10 protein-coding genes are annotated in these 18,434 nt (G+C 43.6%); 7 read left to right on the top strand and 3 right to left on the bottom strand.

Annotated features, from left to right (window positions below):
* Positions 1–110 precede the first annotated feature (110 nt).
* Positions 111–4,352 carry a 2-hydroxyacyl-CoA dehydratase gene (locus tag LJE09_RS12100; RefSeq protein WP_055058072.1) on the bottom strand — a complete coding sequence of 1,414 codons (4,242 nt, stop codon included), beginning with the start codon at positions 4,350–4,352 and terminating at the stop codon, positions 111–113.
* A gap of 225 nt (positions 4,353–4,577) precedes the next feature.
* Here LJE09_RS12100 and tgt point away from each other — a divergent pair, with 225 nt between their 5' ends.
* From tgt to LJE09_RS12065, 7 genes are all read left to right on the top strand, one after another.
* Complete coding sequence (gene tgt, locus LJE09_RS12095; RefSeq protein ID WP_008703492.1) at positions 4,578–5,729, top strand: tRNA guanosine(34) transglycosylase Tgt; 1,152 nt, start codon at positions 4,578–4,580, stop codon at positions 5,727–5,729.
* 248 nt (positions 5,730–5,977) lie between these two features.
* A complete protein-coding gene (gene yajC / locus LJE09_RS12090; RefSeq protein WP_008703490.1) occupies positions 5,978–6,277 on the top strand; it encodes a preprotein translocase subunit YajC in 300 nt (99 codons plus the stop codon).
* 166 nt (positions 6,278–6,443) lie between these two features.
* The gene (gene leuB, locus LJE09_RS12085; RefSeq protein WP_008703487.1) at positions 6,444–7,526 is read left to right on the top strand and encodes a 3-isopropylmalate dehydrogenase; all 1,083 of its coding nucleotides are present in this window, start codon (positions 6,444–6,446) and stop codon (positions 7,524–7,526) included.
* A 107-nt stretch (positions 7,527–7,633) separates the two neighbouring features.
* The gene (gene ilvD / locus LJE09_RS12080; RefSeq protein WP_022380362.1) at positions 7,634–9,307 is read left to right on the top strand and encodes a dihydroxy-acid dehydratase; all 1,674 of its coding nucleotides are present in this window, start codon (positions 7,634–7,636) and stop codon (positions 9,305–9,307) included.
* Positions 9,308–9,382: 75 nt separating this feature from the next.
* Entirely contained in the window at positions 9,383–11,074 is a 1,692-nt protein-coding gene (gene ilvB, locus LJE09_RS12075) for a biosynthetic-type acetolactate synthase large subunit (protein ID WP_055151287.1), read from the top strand.
* Positions 11,058–12,140 (top strand): 3-phosphoserine/phosphohydroxythreonine transaminase, encoded by a 1,083-nt coding sequence (serC, locus tag LJE09_RS12070; RefSeq protein ID WP_173698754.1) that lies wholly within the window; start codon positions 11,058–11,060, stop codon positions 12,138–12,140. The genes ilvB and serC overlap by 17 nt, the downstream gene beginning before the upstream one ends.
* Complete coding sequence (locus LJE09_RS12065) at positions 12,140–13,303, top strand: phosphoglycerate dehydrogenase (RefSeq protein WP_118610846.1); 1,164 nt, start codon at positions 12,140–12,142, stop codon at positions 13,301–13,303. The genes serC and LJE09_RS12065 overlap by 1 nt, the downstream gene beginning before the upstream one ends.
* Positions 13,304–13,386: 83 nt before the next feature.
* Here the strand turns inward: LJE09_RS12065 and LJE09_RS12060 are convergent, their stop codons facing one another.
* Both LJE09_RS12060 and LJE09_RS12055 read right to left on the bottom strand, forming a co-directional pair.
* Positions 13,387–17,160, bottom strand: a complete 3,774-nt coding sequence (locus tag LJE09_RS12060) for an MBG domain-containing protein (protein ID WP_227311369.1) — start codon at positions 17,158–17,160, stop codon at positions 13,387–13,389.
* Positions 17,161–17,265: 105 nt separating this feature from the next.
* Positions 17,266–18,294 carry a helix-turn-helix domain-containing protein gene (locus LJE09_RS12055; RefSeq protein WP_008703481.1) on the bottom strand — a complete coding sequence of 343 codons (1,029 nt, stop codon included), beginning with the start codon at positions 18,292–18,294 and terminating at the stop codon, positions 17,266–17,268.
* Positions 18,295–18,434 lie beyond the last annotated feature (140 nt).

Genomic DNA, 18,434 nt, shown 5'->3' with positions numbered 1-18,434 from the left:
ATCTCCCACAAATTGTGACGCACATCTTGCGTAAAGCATTTTTCAGACACGCTCTAAGGCGGATATATTGCAAGGTAAAATACATTGCAATATATCCATTACGGTATTATTTATGCATTTTTTTCTTCTACTTTTTTCAGATTCTTCTGAGCTGTAGAGAGCATCAGTTTGATTCGGTTGAGCTGATTGACTTCACTTGCACCCGGGTCATAGTCGATGGCTACAATATTGGCTGTCGGATATTCTCTGCGGATTTCTTTGATAACACCCTTACCCACAATGTGGTTCGGCAGACATCCGAAAGGCTGGATACAAACAATATTCGGAACATCTCCATGGATCAGTTCCATCATCTCACCTGTCAGGAACCATCCCTCACCTGTCTGGTTTCCGGTGGAAACGATCGGAGATGCCATTTTTGCCAGATCTCTGATATCAGCAGGCGGTGCAAAATGGCGGCTCTGTGCAAGAGCTTCGCTTGCAGGCTTTCTCACCCATTCGATTGCTTTGATTCCCCAGTTTGCCATGGTTGCCTTGGACTTCTTGAATCCAAGATTTTCTACCTTAAAGTTCTGATTATAGAAGCAGTAGCACATGAAATCGATCAGATCCGGTACAACTGCCTCAGCGCCTTCAGATTCCAGAAGCTCTGCCAGATGATTATTTGCAGCAGGCAGGAACTTGACAAGGATCTCACCTACGATGCCCACACGAGGCTTCTTCACATCACTGATTGGAATGGTATCAAATTCGTGAACCATTTCGCGGCACATTTTCTTAAACTGGCTGTGGCTGATACTGCTTCCGCTTAAGAAAGAGATCACACGCTGTTCCCAGATTTTATGTTTCCTGTTTACGATTCCCTCTTCCAGTTCATAAGGACGCATACGATATACGCATTTCATCAGGATATCTCCGAATACGGCACCGTAAGCAACTTTCTTCACTAATGGAAGCGTAAGTTTGAATCCGGGATTGCTTTCCAGACCGCTTAAGTTAACAGAGATAACCGGAATCTGTTCCATACCGGCTTTCTTTAATGCGCGTCGTATAAATGCGATATAGTTGGAAGCACGACATCCGCCACCTGTCTGTGACATGACAACGGCCGTTTTGTTCAGGTCATATTTACCGGAAAGCAGAGCATCCATGATCTGTCCCACAACGATCAGAGACGGATAGCAGGCGTCATTGTTTACATACTTCAGACCAACATCCACTGCATGCTTATTGTCATTCGGAAGCACCTCCAGGTTGTATCCGCAGGAATTGAATGCTGCCTGCAGGAGGCTGAAATGGAACGGTGACATCTGCGGGCAGAGGATGGTATAGTCCTTTCTCATTTCCTTTGTAAAGGATACTTTATCAATAGAAGCAGGTTTGACAGTACGTTTCTGTCCCTGTGCTTTCTTCGCGCGGATCGCTGCGATCAGGGAACGGATACGGATTCTTGCAGCACCAAGGTTATTTACCTCGTCAATCTTTAAGCAGGTATAGATTTTGTCACTTCCGTCAAGGATTTCATAAACCTCGTCAGTAGTAACTGCATCCAGACCACATCCAAAAGAGTTCAGCTGGATCAGATCCAGATCATCGCGTGTCTTTACATAGTTTGCGGCAGCATACAGTCTGGAGTGGTACATCCACTGGTCGTTGACGCGGATCGGGCGTTCCACAGGTGCCAGATGAGAGATGGAATCCTCAGTAAGTACGGCAATACCATAGCTGTTGATCAGATCCGGGATACCATGATGGATTTCCGGGTCAATATGGTATGGGCGTCCTGCAAGGACAATACCATGGCGTCCTGTATCTTCCAGATATTTCAGGGTTTCTTCCCCTTTTTTCTGTACATCGCGGCGTGCAGCAGCCATTTCTTCCCAGCCCTTATGCACAGCAGCTTTGACTTCTCCTGCCGGGATATCCTTAAATTCCTCTACCAGACGATTTGCCAGAATTTCCTCAGAAGTAAATGCAAGGAACGGATTGCGGAAGGTAATGGACGGATCATTTAATTCGTCTACGTTATTCTTGATATTTTCGGCATATGAGGTAACGATCGGGCAGTTATAGTGATTGACTGCATCCGGGAACTCGTTACGTTCATATGGGATACATGGGTAGAAAATAAATTTCACGCCATTGCGGATCAGCCAGGTTACATGGCCATGGGCAAGTTTGGCAGGATAGCATTCAGATTCACTTGGAATGGACTCAATACCCAGCTCATAAATCTTTCTGGTGGAAGTAGGAGAGAGCACAACCTCATACTTCAGTTCTGTAAAGAAAGTATACCAGAAAGGATAATTCTCAAACATGTTCAGAACACGGGGGATACCTACTTTACCTCGCGTTGCCTTATCAGCAGTAAGCGGTGCGTAGGAGAAAATACGCTTATATTTATATTCATAAAGATTCGGAATATGATCTTTGTTCTTTTCCTTGCCAATACCGCGTTCACAGCGGTTACCGCTTACATACTGGCGGCCTCCGGAGAATTTGTTGATAGTCAGACGGCAGTTATTGGTACATCCACGACAGTTTGCCATAGAAGTTGTATATTTCAGCTCGTTAATCTTATCAATGGAGAGCATAGTCGTTTCTGCGCCTTCCTGATGGCGTTCACGGGCAATCAGTGCGGCACCGAAGGCACCCATGATTCCGGCGATATCCGGACGGATGGCTTCGCAGCCTGCAATCTTTTCGAAGCTTCGAAGAACCGCATCATTGTAAAAGGTACCACCCTGTACAACGATGTGTCTGCCAAGTTCGGAAGCATCAGAAACCTTAATAACCTTATAGAGTGCATTTTTGATAACAGAGTAAGCAAGGCCTGCGGAAATATCGGATACTTCAGCTCCTTCTTTCTGTGCCTGCTTTACCTTGGAATTCATGAAAACAGTACATCTGGTACCAAGATCTATAGGATGTTGTGCAAAAACAGCAGCTTTTGCGAAATCCTGTACTGTATAATTCAGGGATTTGGCAAAGGTTTCAATAAAGGAACCGCATCCGGAGGAGCATGCTTCATTTAACTGTACGCTGTCAACGGTCTTGTTGCGGATCTTGATACATTTCATATCCTGTCCGCCGATATCCAGGATACAGTCTACCTCTGGGTCAAAGAATGCAGCTGCATAGTAATGGGATACGGTCTCAACCTCGCCCTCATCCAGGAGCAGGGCCGCTTTGATCAGAGCCTCGCCGTAACCTGTAGAACAGGAATAAGCGATCTTTGCGTCTTTGGGAAGCAGTTCATAGATTTCTTTAATAGAACGGATGGTAGTTTTTAACGGGTTTCCGTTGTTACTGCTGTAAAAGGAATAGAGAAGTGTTCCATCTTCGCCTACCAGTGCAGTTTTGGTTGTGGTGGAACCTGCATCAATACCCAGATAGCAGTTTCCTTTATATGTAGCCAGATCTCCTGTTTTTACTTTGTAGGAACTCTGACGTTTTGCAAATGCATCGTATTCTTCCTGAGAAGCGAAAAGTGGTTCCATACGTTCTACTTCAAAATCCAGCTTAATGGAATTGCGGAGTCTGTCTTTCATTTCTGTCAGGGAAATGGAGTTGTCTTCTTTTGCATTTAATGCAGAACCGATGGCTGCAAAAAGATGGGAGTTCTCCGGAATGATGGTGTGTTCCTCATCCAGCTTCAAAGTACGGATAAAGGATTCTCTCAGTTCGGACAGGAAGTGAAGCGGACCACCCAGGAATGCAACATGTCCACGGATGGGTTTTCCACAGGCAAGACCGGAGATGGTCTGGTTTACAACTGCCTGGAAAATAGAAGCTGACAGATCCGGTTTGGTTGCACCGTCATTGATCAGCGGCTGGATATCCGTTTTGGCGAAAACACCGCAGCGTGCAGCAATCGGGTAGAGCGCTTTGTAATCTTTGGCATATTCATTCAGACCTGTGGCATCTGTCTGGAGAAGAGAAGCCATCTGGTCGATGAAAGAACCGGTACCGCCTGCACAGATACCGTTCATACGCTGTTCTACGTTTCCGTTTTCGAAATAAATGATCTTGGCATCCTCACCGCCAAGCTCGATGGCAACATCTGTCTTTGGTGCCAGCTTCTGCAGAGAAGTAGAAACTGCAATAACCTCCTGGGTAAAAGGAACGCCCAGATGGTTGGCAAGGGTCAGACCGCCGGAACCTGTGATCACAGGATGGAGAGTCATCTCGCCATACTGGTCAAAGGCTTCCTGAAGAAGGTCTGCAAGGGTTTCCTGAATGTTGGCGAAATGGCGCTTGTAATCTGCGAAAATAAGATTTTCATTCTCGTCCAGAATCGCGATTTTTACAGTAGTGGAACCAATGTCAATTCCAAGTGTTTTGTAATTCATAAAGTAAATTCAAGCCTCCTCTTTCTGTATAAAAGAAAAAATATTGAAGTAATTCTTTCCTATTAAAATATCTATTTCCAGATATGAATATTCCGTAATATTATACGCTAACGGTCTGGAAAAGACAATATGAAACTTTACCAATGATTACCTTATTTGCAGTTGAAAATTCAGCTATTTCGGGATATAATAGAAAAAGTGATTTTTATCAAGAGGAGAGAAAAAATGGCAGAATATAAACTTCTTAAAACAGAAGGCCGTGCCAAGCGTGCAGAATTTCATACAGTGCATGGCACGATCCAGACTCCTGTTTTTATGAATGTGGGAACGATCGGTGCGATTAAAGGCGCTGTATCCACCATGGATTTACAGCAGATCGGAACACAGGTAGAATTATCAAATACTTATCATCTTCATGTGCGCCCGGGTGATAAAATAGTAAAGCAGTTAGGCGGCCTTCATAAATTTATGGTATGGGACAAACCAATCCTTACAGACTCAGGCGGATTCCAGGTGTTTTCCCTTGCAAAGCTGAGAAAGATCAAAGAAGAGGGTGTTTATTTTAATTCCCATATTGACGGGCATAAGATCTTTATGGGACCGGAAGAGAGTATGCAGATCCAGTCCAATCTTGCCTCCACCATTGCCATGGCATTTGATGAATGTCCCAGCAGTGTGGCTGACAGGGATTATGTGCAGAAATCTGTAGACAGGACCACAAGATGGCTTGCCCGCTGTAAAGCGGAAATGGCGAGACTGAACAGTCTGCCGGATACCATTAACAAAGAACAGCTTCTGTTTGGAATCAACCAGGGTGCTGTTTATGAAGATATCCGCATTGAGCATGCCAAAGCGATCTCTGAAATGGATCTGGATGGCTATGCTGTCGGCGGTCTGGCAGTTGGAGAAACCCATGAAGAGATGTACAGGATCCTGGATGCGGTAGTCCCCTATCTTCCTCAGAATAAACCTACTTACCTGATGGGTGTGGGAACACCGGCAAATATTCTGGAAGGTGTTGAGAGAGGAATTGACTTCTTTGACTGCGTATATCCAAGCCGTAACGGCCGCCATGGACATGTATATACCAATCATGGAAAGATGAATCTGTTCAATGCAAAATATGAACTGGACACACGTCCTATCGAAGAAGGCTGTCAGTGTCCTGCATGCCAGCATTACAGCAGAGCCTATATCCGTCATCTTCTGAAAGCAAAGGAAATGCTGGGAATGCGTCTCTGTGTACTTCACAATCTGTATTTCTATAATCATATGATGGAAGAGATCCGAGATGCTCTTGATGCAGGAAACTTCGCAGAATATAAGAAAATGCGGCTGGAAGGCTTTGAAGAGGGCAAAATAAACTCGAAAAGATAATCTGTATATAAAATAATTATTAAATATGCCAAAAACTCTTGAAGTAAAGCGTTTTTTTGTGTATGATGTGTAGTGACGCTTTAATCAGATTGTTCTGCATGAAAACAAGATTTCATACAGAAGGTAACGGAGATTATAAGTGGATCGCAAAGCAGCTCTTCAGTATGAGCAACCGTCAGGACGGTCTGTGAATACATGATGGACTGCAAATATGCAGAATAACAGGAAAAGTTACAGGAGGAATCAAAATGAACGCATCAAGCGGAATGGGTATGGTTGGCGCTATTGTCTGGATGGTAGTACTGTTCGGAATTATGTACTTCTTAATGCTTCGCCCTCAGAAAAAAGAGCAGAAGAGACTTCAGGCAATGTTAAATGACATGGAGGTTGGCGACAGCATTGTTACTACCGGCGGCTTTTATGGAGTTGTCATTGATATGACAGAAGAAGACGTGATCGTAGAATTCGGTAACAACAAAAACTGCCGTATTCCAATGAGAAAACAGGCAATCGCTGAAGTTGAGAAAGCCGGAAGCGCTGCCGAATAATGAAAGAGAAATGATAAAAAGCAGAACACATAGTCAGTGATGACTGTGGTTCTGCTTTTTTGATTGGCACTTTTGTATTTTTTCACTTTAATAGGTTGAAATCTGTCGGAAAGTGCGTTATTATAATAACAATTACGCAATTAGAGTATTTTTGGAGGAAATTATTATGGATTATAAGATTGCATTGATCCCCGGCGACGGAATCGGACCGGAAATCGTAAGAGAAGCAAAGAAAGTACTGGACAAGGTATGCGAGAAATATGGACACAGCTTTTCCTATTCAGAAGTTCTGTTAGGCGGCGCATCCATCGATGTACACGGCGTACCCCTTACTGATGAGGCAATTGCCACTGCCAAATCATCAGACGCCGTACTGATGGGCTCTATTGGCGGAGATGCAAAAACTTCTCCATGGTATAAGCTTGAGCCGTCCAAACGCCCGGAAGCAGGACTTCTTGCAATCCGTAAGGCATTAAATCTTTTTGCAAACTTAAGACCGGCTTACCTTTACAATGAGCTGAGAAAAGCCTGCCCTCTCCGCGATGAGATCATCGGAGACGGATTTGACATGATCATTGTACGTGAGCTTACAGGCGGTCTGTATTTCGGAGAACGTCAGACTATTGAAGAGAATGGTGTGAAGAAAGCAATTGATACACTTTCCTATAATGAAAACGAAATCCGCCGTATTGCCATCAAAGCATTTGAGATCGCACGTAAGAGAAGAAATAAAGTAACAAGCGTAGATAAGGCAAATGTTCTGGATTCTTCCAGACTCTGGAGAAAAGTGGTAGAGGAAGTTGCCAAAGACTATCCGGATGTTACCTTAGAGCATATGCTGGTTGACAACTGCGCAATGCAGCTTGTACGTGATCCGAAACAGTTCGATGTTATCCTTACAGAGAACATGTTCGGAGATATCCTTTCAGATGAGGCAAGTATGGTAACAGGTTCCATCGGAATGCTTTCATCTGCAAGTTTAAATGAGACAAAATTCGGTCTCTATGAGCCAAGCCATGGTTCTGCACCTGATATTGCAGGACAGGATAAGGCAAACCCTATCGCAACCATTCTTTCCGCAGCAATGATGCTCCGCTTCTCCCTTGATATGGATAAAGAAGCAGATGCAGTGGAAGCAGCAGTGCAGAAAGTCCTGACAGAGGGATACCGCACAGGCGATATCATGTCAGAGGGATGCAAACTTGTAGGAACAAAAGAAATGGGCGATCTGATCGCAGCAGCTCTGTAAGAATTGATATTAAGAGGATTCAGCCGGCGCAGGCAGATTACGGAGTCAGGAATTTCGGTTGAATCATTAAAAATAAATAAAACAGTAAGAAAAGAGGAAATAAAACAATGAGAAGTGATGCAGTAAAAACAGGCACACAGCAGGCACCTCACCGTTCCCTGTTTAATGCTCTTGGAATGACAAAAGAAGAAATGGACAGACCTCTGGTAGGTATCGTAAGTTCTTACAATGAAATCGTACCGGGTCATATGAACCTTGACAAGATCACACAGGCAGTTAAGCTTGGTGTGGCAATGGCAGGCGGTACACCTGTTATGTTCCCGGCAATCGCAGTATGTGACGGTATTGCAATGGGACACGTTGGAATGAAATATTCTCTGGTCACCAGAGACCTGATCGCAGATTCCACAGAAGCAATGGCAATGGCACATCAGTTTGATGCACTGGTAATGATTCCAAACTGTGACAAGAACGTACCCGGACTTCTGATGGCAGCAGCCAGACTGAATGTTCCTACTGTATTCGTAAGTGGCGGTCCAATGCTTGCCGGACATCTGAACGGACACAAGACAAGCCTTTCCAGTATGTTCGAGGCAGTAGGTGCTTACGCAGCAGGCAAGCTTGATGAAGACGGACTGACAGAATGTGAAATGAAAACATGTCCTACATGCGGATCCTGTTCCGGTATGTACACAGCAAACTCCATGAACTGTCTGACAGAGGTTCTTGGTATGGGTCTGAAAGGAAACGGAACCATCCCTGCTGTATATTCCGAGCGTATCCGTCTTGCAAAACATGCAGGTATGCAGGTTATGGAAATGTACAGAAAGAACATCCGTCCAAGAGATATCATGACAAAAGAGGCAATCCTCAATGCCCTGACAGTAGACATGGCACTCGGATGCTCCACAAACAGTATGCTTCACCTTCCGGCTATCGCTCATGAGATCGGAATGGACTTTGATATCAGCTTTGCAAACGAGATCAGCGCAAAGACTCCAAACCTCTGTCACCTTGCACCTGCAGGCCCTACATACATAGAAGACCTGAACGAAGCAGGCGGTGTATACGCAGTTATGAACGAACTGAATAAGAAGGGACTTCTTCATACTGAGTGCATGACAGTTACAGGCAAGACAGTAGGCGAGAACATCAAAGATTGTGTAAACTTAAATCCTGAAGTTATCAGACCGATTGACAATCCATACAGCCAGACAGGCGGACTTGCAGTTCTTAAGGGTAACCTTGCACCGGACGGTGGTGTTGTAAAACGTTCTGCAGTTGTAGAAGAGATGATGGTCCATGAAGGACCTGCAAGAGTCTTTGACTGTGAAGAAGACGCAATCGCAGCTATCAAAGGTGGCAAGATCGTAGAGGGTGACGTAGTAGTTATCCGTTACGAAGGACCGAAAGGCGGCCCTGGTATGAGAGAAATGCTGAACCCTACATCTGCGATCGCAGGTATGGGACTGGGATCTTCTGTAGCCCTGATCACAGACGGACGTTTCAGCGGTGCATCCAGAGGAGCATCCATCGGACACGTATCACCGGAAGCAGCAGTCGGCGGACCGATCGCACTTGTTGAAGAAGGGGATATCATCAGTATTAACATTCCGGAACTGAAACTGGAGATCAAGGTTTCCGATGAAGAAATGCAGGCAAGAAAAGCAAAATGGCAGCCTCGTGAGCCAAAGGTAACAACAGGATATCTTGCAAGATATGCTGCCATGGTAACTTCCGGAAACAGAGGAGCAATCCTTGAGGTACCAAAAGCAAAATAAAGATGAACAAGTACCCGGCGGGAATTGCGGCATAACCTGTGATTCCTGCCTGAAAAGTTAGGAGGATACGTAAAGATGCAGCTTACAGGTGCTGAAATCATCGTTGAATGTTTAAAAGAACAGGGCGTTGACACTGTATTCGGATATCCGGGCGGTGCCATCCTGAATGTATATGACGCCCTCTATGAATATAAAGACCAGATCACACATGTACTGACTTCTCATGAGCAGGGAGCATCCCATGCAGCAGACGGATACGCAAGAGCTACCGGTAAAGTCGGCGTGTGTCTTGCAACTTCCGGCCCCGGAGCTACCAATCTGGTAACAGGAATCGCAACCGCATACATGGATTCCGTACCAATGGTGGCAATCACATGTAACGTGGGAACCCCGCTTCTCGGAAAGGATTCTTTCCAGGAGGTTGATATTACAGGAATTGTAATGCCTATTACAAAGCACAGCTTTATCGTAAAAGACATTACTACTCTGGCAGACACTGTACGCAGAGCATTCTATATTGCAAAGAGCGGACGTCCCGGTCCTGTGCTTGTAGATGTGACCAAGGATGTGACAGGTGCGAAATATGAATATACTGCCTGCGCTCCTGCTGAGATCACACCGAAAACAGACACTATCAAAGACGAAGACATTGCAACTGCAGTACAGATGATCAAAGAAGCGAAGAGACCATTTATTTTTACAGGCGGCGGCACGATTATCTCAGAAGCATCCAGAGAAGTGACAGAGCTTGCTCACAGAATCGATGCTCCTGTATGTGACAGTCTTATGGGTAAGGGAGGATTTTCCGGAGAAGATCCTCTGTACACAGGAATGCTTGGAATGCATGGGACAAAAACTTCCAATCTCGGTGTCTCAGGCTGCGATCTCCTGATCGTGCTGGGAGCCAGATTCAGTGATCGTGTCACAGGAAACACAAAGACCTTTGCAAAGAATGCGAAGATTCTCCAGATTGACGTAGATGCTGCAGAGATTAACAAAAACATCGTAGTAGATGCAAGTGTGGTAGGAGATGAGAAAGAAGTTCTCAAACGTATTCTGGCAGAGGTTCCGGAAATGAGACATTCGGAATGGACTGCACATATCAGTGAACTGAAGGAAAAATATCCGTTAAGATATGATCATTCCCAGCTTACAGGCCCATACATTATTGAAAAGCTGTACGAACTGACAAAGGGAGATGCCATCATTACAACAGAGGTTGGACAGAACCAGATGTGGGCAGCTCAGTATTTCAAATACAAAGAGCCAAGAACTTTCCTTTCTTCCGGTGGTTTGGGAACAATGGGATATGGTCTTGGAGCAGCAATCGGTGCCAAGATGGGAAGACCGGACAAGACTGTAGTAAACATTGCAGGTGACGGCTGCTTCCGTATGAATATGAATGAGATTGCAACAGCAGTCCGCTGTGGCAGACCTTTAATTGAAATTGTATTGAACAATCATGTACTGGGAATGGTACGTCAGTGGCAGACCTTGTTCTATGACCACAGATATTCCCATACAATTTTAAATGATGCAGTAGATTTTGTGAAGCTGGCAGAAGCCATGGGAGCAAAAGCAATCCGTATCACAAAGATGGAAGAGGTAGAGCCGGCATTAAAAGAGGCTCTGGCATGTCCGGGACCTATCGTACTTGACTGTATGATTGATCAGGATCTCAGCGTATTCCCGATGGTACCGGCAGGCGCAAGCATTGATGATATTTTTGATGAGGAGGATATGAAAAACAATGAGCAGAGTGTATAATTTTTCCGCAGGACCGGCTGTACTGCCGGAAGAGGTACTGAAAGAAGTAGCAGAGGAGATGATGGACTATCAGGGCTCCGGTATGTCTGTAATGGAAATGAGCCACAGAAGTGCTGATTTCCAGAAGATCATTGACGAGGCAGAGCAGGATCTTCGTGATCTGATGAAGATTCCGGATAATTATAAGGTATTATTCCTTCAGGGCGGAGCTTCCCAGCAGTTTGCAGCAATCCCCATGAACCTTATGAAGAACAAGGTTGCTGATTACATTGTAACAGGACAGTGGGCAAAGAAAGCATACCAGGAAGCACAGAAATATGGAAAAGCAAACAAGATCGCTTCTTCCGAGGATAAGACTTTCTCCTATATTCCTGACTGCAGCGACCTTCCGATCAGCCCGGATGCAGACTATGTATACATTTGTGAAAACAACACAATCTACGGAACAAAATTCAAGAAGCTTCCCAACACAAAAGGAAAAACTCTGGTAGCAGATGTTTCCTCCTGCTTCTTATCTGAGCCTGTTGATGTATCCAAATATGGCATCATCTATGGCGGTGTACAGAAGAATATCGGACCTGCTGGTATGGTAATCTCCATTATCCGCGAAGATCTGATCACAGACGATGTTCTGGAAAGAACACCTACTATGCTGAAATTCAAAACACAGGCAGACGCAGGTTCTCTTTACAATACTCCAAACTGCTACTGCATCTATGTATGCGGTAAGGTCTTCAAATGGCTGAAGAAAATGGGCGGCCTGGAAGAAATGCAGAGACGTAACATTGAGAAAGCGAAAATCCTCTATGATTTCCTTGATCGGAGCAAGTTGTTCAAAGGAACTGTTGTGCCGGAAGACCGTTCTCTCATGAATGTACCATTCGTAACAGGTGACAAGGACATGGATGCCAAATTTGTAAAAGAAGCAAAAGAGGCAGGACTTGTAAACTTAAAGGGACACCGTACAGTGGGCGGTATGCGTGCAAGTATCTACAACGCTATGCCAAAAGAAGGTGTGGAAGCACTGGTTGCTTTCATGAAGAAGTTTGAGGAGGAGAATGCATAATGTTTCAGTATCATTGCCTGAATCCCATTGCAGAAAAAGGTCTGGGATTATTTGATGAAGAATATAAGAAAAGCGAAGATCTGCAGGAGTGCGATGCAGTCCTTGTAAGAAGTGCAAAAATGCATGACATGGAGCTTCCTGAGAGCGTGAAGGTAATCGCACGTGCAGGTGCAGGTGTCAACAATATTCCTGTAAAGGACTGTGCAGAGAAAGGCGTTGTAGTATTTAACACACCGGGCGCCAATGCAAACGGTGTTAAGGAGCTTGTACTTGCAGGTATGCTCCTTGCTTCCCGTGATATCGTAGGCGGTATCGAATGGGTTGCCAAAGAGAAAGACCAGGAAGACATCGATAAACTTGCTGAGAAGCAGAAGAAGCAGTTTGCAGGATGCGAGATCATGGGCAAGAAGCTGGGTATCATCGGTCTTGGTGCCATCGGAGCAATGGTGGCAAACGCTGCTTCTGCACTTGGAATGGAAGTATACGGATATGACCCATACATTTCTATTGATGCTGCATGGAATCTTTCCCGCACCATCAAACATATCAAGAGCCTGGATGAGATTTATTCCCAGTGTGATTACATCACCATCCATGTACCTCTTCTTGACAGCACAAAAGAGATGATCAACAAAGAAGCATTAGACAAGATGAAAGACGGCGTAGTACTTCTGAACTTTGCCCGTGATCTTCTGGTTGATGAGGATGCTCTGATCGAAGCATTAGACAGCGGAAAAGTAAAGAAATATGTGACAGACTTTGCAAACCATACAGTAGCAGGACATAAGGGAATCCTGGTAACTCCACACCTTGGAGCATCTACAGAAGAATCCGAAGAAAACTGTGCGGTAATGGCTGTAAAAGAAGTCAGAGATTTCCTCGAGAACGGAAATATCAAGAACTCTGTAAACTTCCCGAACTGCGACATGGGAACCTGCGTAGCAGTAGGACGTATCGCCATCTGCCACAAAAATATCCCGAACATGATCAGCCAGTTCACCAAGATCCTTGGTGCAGAAGGTCTGAACATCGCAGATATGACAAACAAGAGCAAAGGCGAATACGCATATACTCTCATTGATCTGGAAAGCGCAGCATCCAGAGAAGCACTGAATGAGCTGAAAGCAATTGAAGGTGTTTCCAGAGTACGTGTAGTAAAATAAGAAACATTGATCTGAAAAAGTAATAAAAAATCTCCTGTGATGCAGTTGCAATCACAGGAGATTTTTTATTACTTTACTATAAACTATTTTTTGACTTTGAATTTTTTTATATCGGAATATGGACTGTAAACTCTGGATTTATCCTTGGAGGTCTTATTCCAGGAACGTACTGTCACATACCAGGTGCCTTTCTTTACGTTTGTAAAGGTTACAGTTACGGTATTTTTGCCTTCTGTACGTTTCAGATGTTTCTTAACCGGATATTTCTCACCTGCAGAGGTTTTGTATTTGTTTCCGAGCAGGATTTCATAACCTGTGGCATTTTTGCATTTTGTGTAAGTAATAGTCACAGTGTTTCCTTCTACAGTAATATTCCTGATCTTTGGCTGCTGTGGTGTGACAACAGTGATCTTGATCTTCTTGATCTTTGTCCAGGAACCATAGACCTTATTGCCCTGTGCATCCAGAACCCAGCTTCGGGCTGCCACATACCAGGTACCTTTTGCCAGATATCTGAAAGATGCCTGTGGCTTGCCTGTTGAGGAAACTGTCTTGCTGAACTTTCCTGTCTGGAGCATATTTGATTTCTTACTGATCACAAAGTCATAACCCTGAGCACCTGCACATCCTTTGGAAAGTTTGACAGTTAATTTATTTCTGTCAATGGAATGGCTGGAAATCTTTGTGTTAGCAGGACGCAGGTATGCACCGTTTTCATCTGTGATACTTCCGTCTGTGTGAATGTCTCTGCCATTGAGAGATTCTGTACCAAATGCTATGAAATAATCCTGTCCTTTGGAAAGGGTAAAGTCAGCATATGGAATACTGCGCTCAAATGCACCGCCTACAGTTACAGTCTGGATACACTGCAGAACCCCATTCTCAACATCATACCAGAACAGATTTGCCATAAGTCCTGCACAGGAGGCATCTGCCTTTACGGAAAGCACAGCCGGGAAATCGAAAGCTCTGCTTCTTCCAAGATGGAAACCGAAATCATTCTGGTTTGTGGAGATCAGGCTGTATAATGCTGCCGGGATATGTTCTGCTGTATTTGTAACAGAAAGATCGGTATCTGCAGGTGTTTCTGCTGTAATGGAAGTACCGTTGATCTTCCAGATGAAACCATTTTCAATATCAAGGTTCAGGGAAATATCTTTGCCTTTTATCCCGGATAAGACAGAGGCAGGAAGTATCTTGGCGCCATTCAGGATAATGGAAATGGTATCTTTTTCTTTGGAAGCCTTAATCAGATCGTTGACAGCATCCCAGCCTTTCTTCTGGAAACTTCCCTCAATATAAGGTTCCCCGTCGCCAAGTTTACCGAGGACTTTTGTATCCTGATGTTTGCACCGCTTACAGGTGTAAGTTATAATTCCGTCAGTTTCTGTAGTTGGTTCTGTAGTGATAACGCCGCTGTCATAGTCATGGCCGTATGCGGAAATGGTGTATCCATAGGAAATTGTTTCATTACAGTCTTTACAGTAGGTATCTCCGCTATATCCGCTGGAAGTACAGGATGGAGAGGAGTAGTAACGTCCTGCGGTGTGTTCGTGTGTACATTTACTTCTCGTGATTGTGTAAGTAACAGTTTCTCTTTCATAATTTTCATTGCCTGCATCAGGACCGGTATAAACTGCGATAACAGAATTACTTCCTAACTGTAAATCCTTAGAAGAATCTTGCCAGTTCCAGTTTGTGGGTAATTTAGTGGTTATGTCTGCAACTTTCTTACAAGTCCATGGAACGAGTATCTGGGGGTTCAAAGGAAGATTTTCTATCTGTGTTGGAGAGATTGTTGCTTGAATTTCACCAGAAAACCATGGCTCATAATTATCTTTGCTGATACGTATCCATACTTTTGTTTTTTTAGAATCAGATACATTTTTTACTTTCGGACAGGTTGTATTCCAGTTAGAACTTCCGGTTTCTGTTGAATATTCGACTGTACTGCCAGCTGGATAGACTGAAATTTCTTTTATAACTGGGTGCTCACTGCCATCATATGTTCCACTATATGCTGTAATTTTGATGGAATTTTCATTAAATGTTGCTGGTTTAATTGTAAGTTTTCCGAGAGTTGCATTTATAGTATAATTTTTAGTTGTATAATACATCGTGATTGGCCAAGTTGTGTTGGCGGCTGTATCTTTATTTGCCGTAGTTGTAAGCGTTATACCTAAAATGTCGGTAGTATCATTAGCAACTAGAGGTGTATCTGGAGATATTAAATAGGTTAATTCAGGATTATCTTCTCCATATTTCCTTTCTTTATCATCAATTGAAATATTAAGGTTTCGAGGCTTAATCGTGAAAGTCCAAGACTCATCTGCAAAACTGTTTCCTGCTATATTTGCCGTTACGGTATAAGTTCCTGCATTGATAGCCTCATTTGATTGCTGACTATCATCTTTATTATAATAGGACAGTGTAATTTCATCTTTTATATCTTCAATTTTACATTCTAAAGGGGCTTTTTGTGCTGTTCCATTATATGTTAAATCTGTTGGGGTAAAAGCAAAGTCCCGATTTGTAATAGGCTTGAATTCCTTATTATTATTATTATTTTTGTCAAAATAATAGGTCTGTGTTGTATCTCCGACAGAAATAGTGTGTGTTTTACCGGTTAGCCATGCGTACAGATTTTTATTATTAGGGTCAACAGCTATATGACTATATGGACTCCAAGGAGTATCATCTATAAATATTGGATCGTTTTCTTCATTAGGAATGGTGCAGAGATACACTTCTGGGCTATCTGGGTTGTAGTTACCAGCGCTATCTAAAGTCTGGTGAGGAATGCAACCAATGTTTTTGGCATTTACAGAACCGCCACTAATGGTAATGTTACTGCAAGAGCCTCTGCGGCCTGTAAGAAAGGCGGCACGACCACTGCCAATGTCGGTGCCATTAGTAGAACTAGCATTTACAGAACCGTTGATAATGGTAATATTACTACAAGAGCCGTTGGAGTCATTGGCATAGCCACTGCCAATGCCGGCACCCTCAGTAGAACCAGCATTTACAGAACCGCCATTAATGGTAATATTACTACAAGAGCCGCTGGAGCCATCGCCAAAGCCACTGCCAATGCCGGCACCCCAAAAAGAACTAGCATTTACAGAACCACCATTAATGGTAATGTTACTGCAAGAGCCGCTGGAGACATTGCCAAAGCCACTGCCAATGCCGGCACCAAAACCACTCTTGCTATAATCAGTAAAATAAGTCTGGACAGTTAATGTTCCTGGTGTAGTGTTTGTAGCGTTATCTATTGTAAGGTTGGCATTATTATCTTTCTGTAAGGCTGCGGAATCCCGGTGCTTTGATATAAGTTTATTTTCGTTTTCTAAATATATGCAGACTTGAGCTTGAACATCAGATGTAATTTGCAATGCTGGTCCAGAAGCTGTCTCGATGTTTACGTTATTCAGATAAACCTTAACTGTTCCTGAATCAATATTATCAATTATGATGGGAGCATCATTAGGACTCTTACCATTAAATCTGTACGAACCAACAGAGGTTATTTCCCATTTTCCATTGTTTTTGTTATAAGGCTTATTGTTAATTTCGTCCATATTAATTTCATTTATATGGTCTGTTCCGTCTGCAGTAGCCGGCATAATATTTGCTTCATTGCTAAATTCAGGTATACTCTCTGAACTGAACACAGATAATTCTTCTTCTGTTTCTTCTATTACTTCCTGATTATCATCGGAAAAGATTTCAGGAGTTTCTTCGGATACCTCTTCCAGATTCCCGGAAGTAAATTCCCCCGCCAATATAGTCTGGGGGAGCATGTTTGTGGAACACAGTGCAAGTGCCATAACTCCGGCTAATAATTTCTTTCTCATAAAGATCGCCTCCCTGTTATAAAATATATGTTTGTAGGGATATTATACATCATGGAATGAAATTATATAATGCCCGTTAGAAGGCAAAAAAGTGCCTTTTTGCTATTATTTATTTACAAATGGTTTCAATTCTTCGCGTTTTTCTATATCCAACAGATGGAAAATGCGGGAAAGATAATGTTTGATCGTATTGGGTGACAGAGACAGTTGTTTTGCGATTTCCTGATTGGTCCAGCCTTTGCTTGCGAGCATGGCTATGGAGTATTCCATAGGCGTTAGTTTATCTGTAACAGAGGACTGAAGCTGGGGATTATGAATAGCCATCCAACCACGACTGAAGGCAATAACTGCCTGGGAAAGCTGTCTGTAACTCTCCGGTTCTGCAGGTTTGATGCAGGCTTCAATCTGTCCAAGCATCAATCCATGATGTTCGATAAAAGGTTCCAGAAATCCATCCGGTTTTGCCATGTTCCATGCTTTTATCAGAGCTTCTCTGGCCTCATCCTGCTGTTTCAGGTTGATCAGACACATAATGATCACGCAGTAGAGATATTCCATGGCAACAGGATAACAGCCGTCAAGCATCAGAAAGACAGACTGGCATAATCCCAGTGCCCGTGTATATTCTTTGTGAAGATAAGCGTTATGAGCGAGTACATAAACAGCATAGGCGCGAAGCCCTGAAGGTAAAGATGGCAGAAAATCCTGAAGAGGAGGAAGTCCGTCTGTGGGAAGATGCATCAGTACCATGGCCAGATAGTTGGCAAAAACACAGGAAGCCATGATTCCTTTTGGTGCAGAACTGTTTTTTGCAACAAGAAGACATTCCTGGATATTTCTGAATCCCATTCTGGAGGCAGATGGATTTCCAAGAGTAAGATTGGAAAAAGAATATAAAAGTGCTGCGGACAGGCGCAGACAGAGATCCTTGTCCTGGAGATAAAGTTCCGCAATATTTCTGCATTCTTCTGCACGTCCCGAGAAATAATATAATTCAGCCTGTGCAATCTGCCGTTGATCCAAATCCTGAAAATTGTCTACAGTAGCCTGTGCCTGTCCGGGAGTAAAAGAACTGTTCATCAAGGGCATAAGACGGGAAAGAGCAGAATCCTGAAAATTATCTGATGAATTCATTGTAAAAACACATCCTTATATAATAGTAACAAACCGGAACCGGTATCAGCGTAAACAGTCCGGTGTAAATGTGAGAACTAAAAGGAAGCCCTGTCTGGCAGTGCAGCGGGCTTCATTATTATTGTCTGTTAAGGAAATAA

It is taken from the genome of Blautia sp. DFI.3.45 (genome assembly GCF_020593505.1).
GTDB classification, from domain to species: domain Bacteria; phylum Bacillota; class Clostridia; order Lachnospirales; family Lachnospiraceae; genus Blautia_A; species Blautia_A wexlerae.
Note: the sequence above shows the minus strand (reverse complement) of the source record. Positions and strands in the feature narration are given on the sequence as shown.